We start from the raw sequence: 4,598 nt of genomic DNA, 5'->3' as shown, positions 1-4,598 counted from the left end.
GCCGCCTGCTGGGTAGGGTCGCCGTACACCACGCGCCAGCCGGGGTTGAGAATCTGGCGGCCGCGCACGCGGAAGGGCCGCTCGGCGGCTTCGGCCAGCACGGTGGTGTTGCTCACCTCACAATCGGGGTAGAAGGCGGCGATGAAGCGGCGCGTGATGATGTCGTACACGCTGGTTTCCATGCCGCCGCTGGGGCCGGCCGCGCCCGTCGGGATGATGGCGTGGTGGTCGGTGACTTTGTTGTTGTTAAAAACCTTGGGCGTCTTCGGAATCTTGGCGGCCAGCAGCGGCGCGGTCAGCGCGTCGTAGCCCGAAATGCCGCGCAGAATGCCCGGGATTTTTGGGTACTGGTCGTCGGGCAGGAAGGTGGTATCGACGCGCGGGTAGCTCACAGCCTTCTTCTCGTACAGGGCCTGCACGATTTTCAGCGTGTCATCAGCCGAGAGGCCCAGCTGGTTGTTGCACTGCACCTGCAGCGAGGTCAAATCGAACAGGCGCGGGGGCGACTCCCGCCCTTTCTTAATCTCCACGTCCGTTACGCGCAGCGGGGCGGGGCGCACGGCCTCCAGGGCCTCTTGGGCTTCTTCCTCGGTTACGAAGTAGCCCAGGGCGCGCAGGCGGCTCTTGGTATCGGGCGCGGCGTCGGCGTCCTTGGCCTTGTCAGGCGCGGCCATGTGGCTGAACAGCGTGCCCCGGTATTCGGTCTTCAGCACCCAGTACGGCTCGGGCCGGAAGTTCTGGATTTCGTGCCAGCGCTCCACCAGCAGGGCCAGCGTGGGGGTTTGCACCCGCCCGATGCTCAGCAGCTGCTTGTCTTGGTAGGTGGTGTATTTGAGGGTGAACAGGCGCGTAGCGTTGAGGCCCAATAGCCAGTCGCCCACGGCGCGGCTCTTGCCGGCCTGGTACAGGCTGTCAAACTCCTTGCTGTCGCGCAGCTTCTGGAAGCCCTGGCGGATAGCCTCCTCGGTGAGCGACGAAATCCAGAGGCGCTTCACGGGCTTGCGGCACTTGGCCTCCATCAGCACCCAGCGCTGAATGACCTCGCCCTCCTGCCCGGCGTCGCCGCAGTTGATGACTTCGGTGGCCTCGCTCACCAGCCGCTTGATGGTGTTGAACTGGCCCACCACGCCTGCGTCGCGGCGCATGAGCTTGATGCCGAACTGCTCGGGCACCATCGGCAGGTCGTGCAGGCTCCAGCGCTTCCACTCGGGGCGGTAGTCGTCGGGCTCCTTCAGCTGGCAGAAGTGGCCGAAAGTCCACGTTACCTGGTAGCCGTTGCCCTCAAAGTAGCCGTCGTGGCGGTTTTTGGCCCCGATGACCTGGGCAATTTCGCGGGCTACGCTGGGCTTTTCGGCAATGCAAACAATCACTGATTTTCGCTAATTAAACTGATTCCGCTGATTTTTTCAGCTCGGGGAATCAACAAAGGTAACGGCGAAAAAGGTCGGTTTTGGCGGGCGGAAGGCAATAAGCCTGAGCGGGGCGCGTGCAGCGCACAACTGTTGCAGCCATTCAATGCTAAAGTCCCAGAATATCTTCACTGAACGCAGGCAAACGGCCAATTTAGCCTTTTTGCGGGCGGTGTTAAAGTCTGCTGTGGTGAGTTTTTAGTTTGCGGGCAGGATGGGCAGCAGCGCATATTTCCGCCTCTCTCCTTTTCCATTCTCATCTCAATGAAACGACACTTTACCCGCTGCTGCCTGCTGGCACTACTCTCCCTTGCCGCCTGCGAAAAAGCAGAGCCGGACGAGTTGGGCCTCACTTACGTTAACGGCGTACCATACTACCACTTCACCCCCAACGACCGGCTGTGGCTGCAAGCTAAAGAGGGCGACCAATGGACATTTGAAAATTTGCGCGGCTATCGCCGGGTGTATAGGATTAATCGCGTCATTGAAACCCTTAAATACGAGCATCGAAAAACCTCTATGGGTATTCCGAGCTCATCGACTCTGCTATTCTATAACGACTTTATTACCGTCCGCTTCTCCCGCATCGACAGCGTAGGCCGTAGCGGTGCCGAGCTACGATTTGCCCGCGACGCCGCCATGCTCACCAACCTGAACTCCGGCGGCTTCGATGAAAAACGGAGCCAGTTCTACGTCGAGGGCGAGGACTATGAGTTCGTGGGCAATACCGACCTCATCAGCGACTATTATAGCTGCCGCGGCCTGAAGTTTCCGCGCGGTGCGGCCCTCAACGGCCCATTCGAGCAATTAACCGTGCACGGGCACACCTACTACGAGGTAGTGGCTTTCAAAGGCACTGCGCGCGGAGCCGACTGCCCGCCGGTGCCGGCCACTTTTATGCAGGAGCTATACTACGACCGCCAAGCCGGCCTGGTGCGCATGGTGAGCCTGGCGGGCGAGGTATGGGAGCGGGTGCTGTAGGCACTCGGCGCTGAAGACCAATCAAGTGGCGGCGCAAAAGTGCCGTGCGGCTGCTTACGCCCGCGCCCGGGCCAGCACGGCTTCCAGCTCGCGGCGCAGGGTTTGAGCCAGGTAGCGGGCTTCGTCGAGCCGCAAGTCGGCATATTGCTGGCCAGAGGCTTCGTCGGGGGTGGCATCCCAGGCGTTGAGTTCGGCCAGGGTGGTCAAGCGGGTGAGCGACTGCTGCACGCTGGCATCGAGGCGTTGGCGCTGCTCGGCCGATACTACGAGGCCAGCCACCTGCGCGGCCTGCAGGCGCAGCAGCTGCTGCGACACGCCGGCCAGGTCTTTCAGCAGCAGGCCCTCCTGGTGCGAGAGCTGGCGGGGGCGGCGGTCGATAACGCAGAGGCTACCCACGGGCTGGCCCTCGGGCGAGTGCAGGGCCTGCGCGGCATAAAAGCCCAGCTGCAGCTGCTGCGCCACAAACGGGTTGACCAGGGCGCAGGGCGCGGCGGCCACGTCGCGAAACTCGGTGAGGTCGTTGCTGAGGATGGCCACCGAACACATGCTGTCTTCGCGGGGCACCACCCGGGCTTCGGGCAGGCCCACATTGCCGATGAACACCACGTCATCGGCCCGCACCAGGCTCACGAGGGCAATTGGCATGTCGAAGAGCTTGGCCACTATACCCACAAAATCGTTGAACAGCGCCTGGCCCGGCGTGCCCAGCACCTGGTAGGGCTGCAGGGCCACGAGGCGTTCGTGTTCGTAGGATGGCAGCAGGCCGGGGTATTGGTCGAGGTTCATCAAAGCAGCAAAAAGGATGTTGCGGCCAACCCGGGCTTAGTCGGAAAAGTTCGGTCGGCCGGGCAGCACGCAAAAGTAACGCCGGGAGCGGCCCGCATTGGCCGGCGGCAGGGCTGTTCAGGCAGTAAAATTGTTTTGGGATAAAGTCCTGAAATACCCGGCCCCATTGCGTGCCAACGGACGATTTCGGCTTTTTGCGTGATTCGTTAAAGTCTGATGAGGCGCATAGTTGGTTTGCGCTGGCGGCCAGCAGCGGCCGATATTTTCATCTCGCTACCGCTCAACCGCTTCCACCATGAAAACACGCCTTACCCGCTGCTGCCTGCTGGCCCTGCTTTCGCTGGCCGCCTGCAAGAAAGAATACCCCAACGGGCCGGGCTTATCCTACAGCAAGGGGTATGCTTACTATCATTTCACCACCGACGACCAACCGTGGCTTCAGGCCCAAGAGGGCGAAGAATGGGTGCTCGAAAGCCCCCGTGGCGGCCGCCGGGTGTATCGGGTAGAGCAGGCAAGGCTGAAACTTCAGGCCGAAAAGCGCACCGCCCCAGGCCTACTCACATCTGGGGTACTGCTGAATTATTACGACTATTTCGACCTCCGCACAACCCGTATCGATACCCCTTTTATTAAAGGAGAAATACGTTTCTACCGCGACGCGGCGCTGACTAACGCCAACGGTACCAACCTGAACAAAAGCCAGTTCTACGCTACGGGTGTCTGGCAAGATTTTGTGGGCAATGCCGATACCGCCACCTGCAATTTCCAGGGAATGCGGTTTCCAACCGGGGCTGGCCTGAACGGGCCTTTTCAGCGGCTCACCGTGCGAGGGCGAACGTATACCGAAGTGGTTGCCTTCGTTGGGACGCCACTGCGGGCAGGCTGCGCCCGATTGCATCCCAGCACTATTGAGGGACTGTACTACGACCGGCAGGCTGGCTTGGTGCGTATGGTAAGCCTGGCCGGCGAGGTGTGGGAACGGGTGCTTTAGCGCGGTTCAGAACCCGTGAGCGTAGGGGGGCGGGGCATGCTCCCGCCCGTCGATGCACAGCGTCGTTGACAAAGGCGTCCTGACTGGGGCTTTGCCATTCAATCATCAGCAGCGCGGGCCAAGGAGGGGGACCCTGCGCACGTCCTGCACCGCCATCGCGGCCTCTGGTGAGGCGGCCGTAACTGTGCGTGCTGTAATTGCGCCAGATGCGACTGCCCGGGCTAGAAATATGCGGGCTTCAGCTTCCGCCGTAGCGCTCGGGGTAATTGGTGCGTCTCGGCAGCGGCCACGGCTTTCTGCTCGGCGCGGCGGCCCCAGCCGCCGCAGGTCAGCAGCTCGATGCCGATAACCGGCAGGCTGCCCACCAGAAAAGTCGTAGCCAGAATGGGGCGGCCATCGATGAGCCCGGGGCCGCCGGCTGGCGTGGGCTG

At 61.9% G+C, this 4,598-nt stretch carries 5 protein-coding genes; 2 read left to right on the top strand and 3 right to left on the bottom strand.

Annotated elements, in window-relative coordinates:
* Positions 1-1,370: DNA topoisomerase (locus tag ACYVDE_RS15100; protein ID WP_460502369.1), on the bottom strand; the 1,370-nt coding region annotated here is incomplete at its 3' end.
* Between the two features lie 303 nt (positions 1,371-1,673).
* Here ACYVDE_RS15100 and ACYVDE_RS15095 point away from each other — a divergent pair.
* Entirely contained in the window at positions 1,674-2,390 is a 717-nt protein-coding gene (locus tag ACYVDE_RS15095) for a hypothetical protein (RefSeq protein ID WP_460502368.1), read from the top strand.
* 54 nt (positions 2,391-2,444) lie between these two features.
* Here the strand turns inward: ACYVDE_RS15095 and ACYVDE_RS15090 are convergent, their stop codons facing one another.
* On the bottom strand, positions 2,445-3,176 hold the full coding sequence (locus tag ACYVDE_RS15090; RefSeq protein WP_460502367.1) for a GAF domain-containing protein: 732 nt from the start codon (positions 3,174-3,176) through the stop codon (positions 2,445-2,447).
* Between the two features lie 295 nt (positions 3,177-3,471).
* Between ACYVDE_RS15090 and ACYVDE_RS15085 the strand changes: the two genes are divergently transcribed.
* Positions 3,472-4,167 carry a hypothetical protein gene (locus ACYVDE_RS15085; RefSeq protein WP_460502366.1) on the top strand — a complete coding sequence of 232 codons (696 nt, stop codon included), beginning with the start codon at positions 3,472-3,474 and terminating at the stop codon, positions 4,165-4,167.
* Positions 4,168-4,388: 221 nt separating this feature from the next.
* On the opposite strand, the gene ACYVDE_RS15080 is transcribed toward ACYVDE_RS15085, so the two are convergent.
* The coding region (locus ACYVDE_RS15080; RefSeq protein ID WP_460502365.1) for a hypothetical protein at positions 4,389-4,598 on the bottom strand (210 nt) is incomplete at its 5' end.

Source organism: Hymenobacter agri, assembly GCF_054778495.1.
This window is presented reverse-complemented; position numbering and strand designations above follow the sequence as displayed.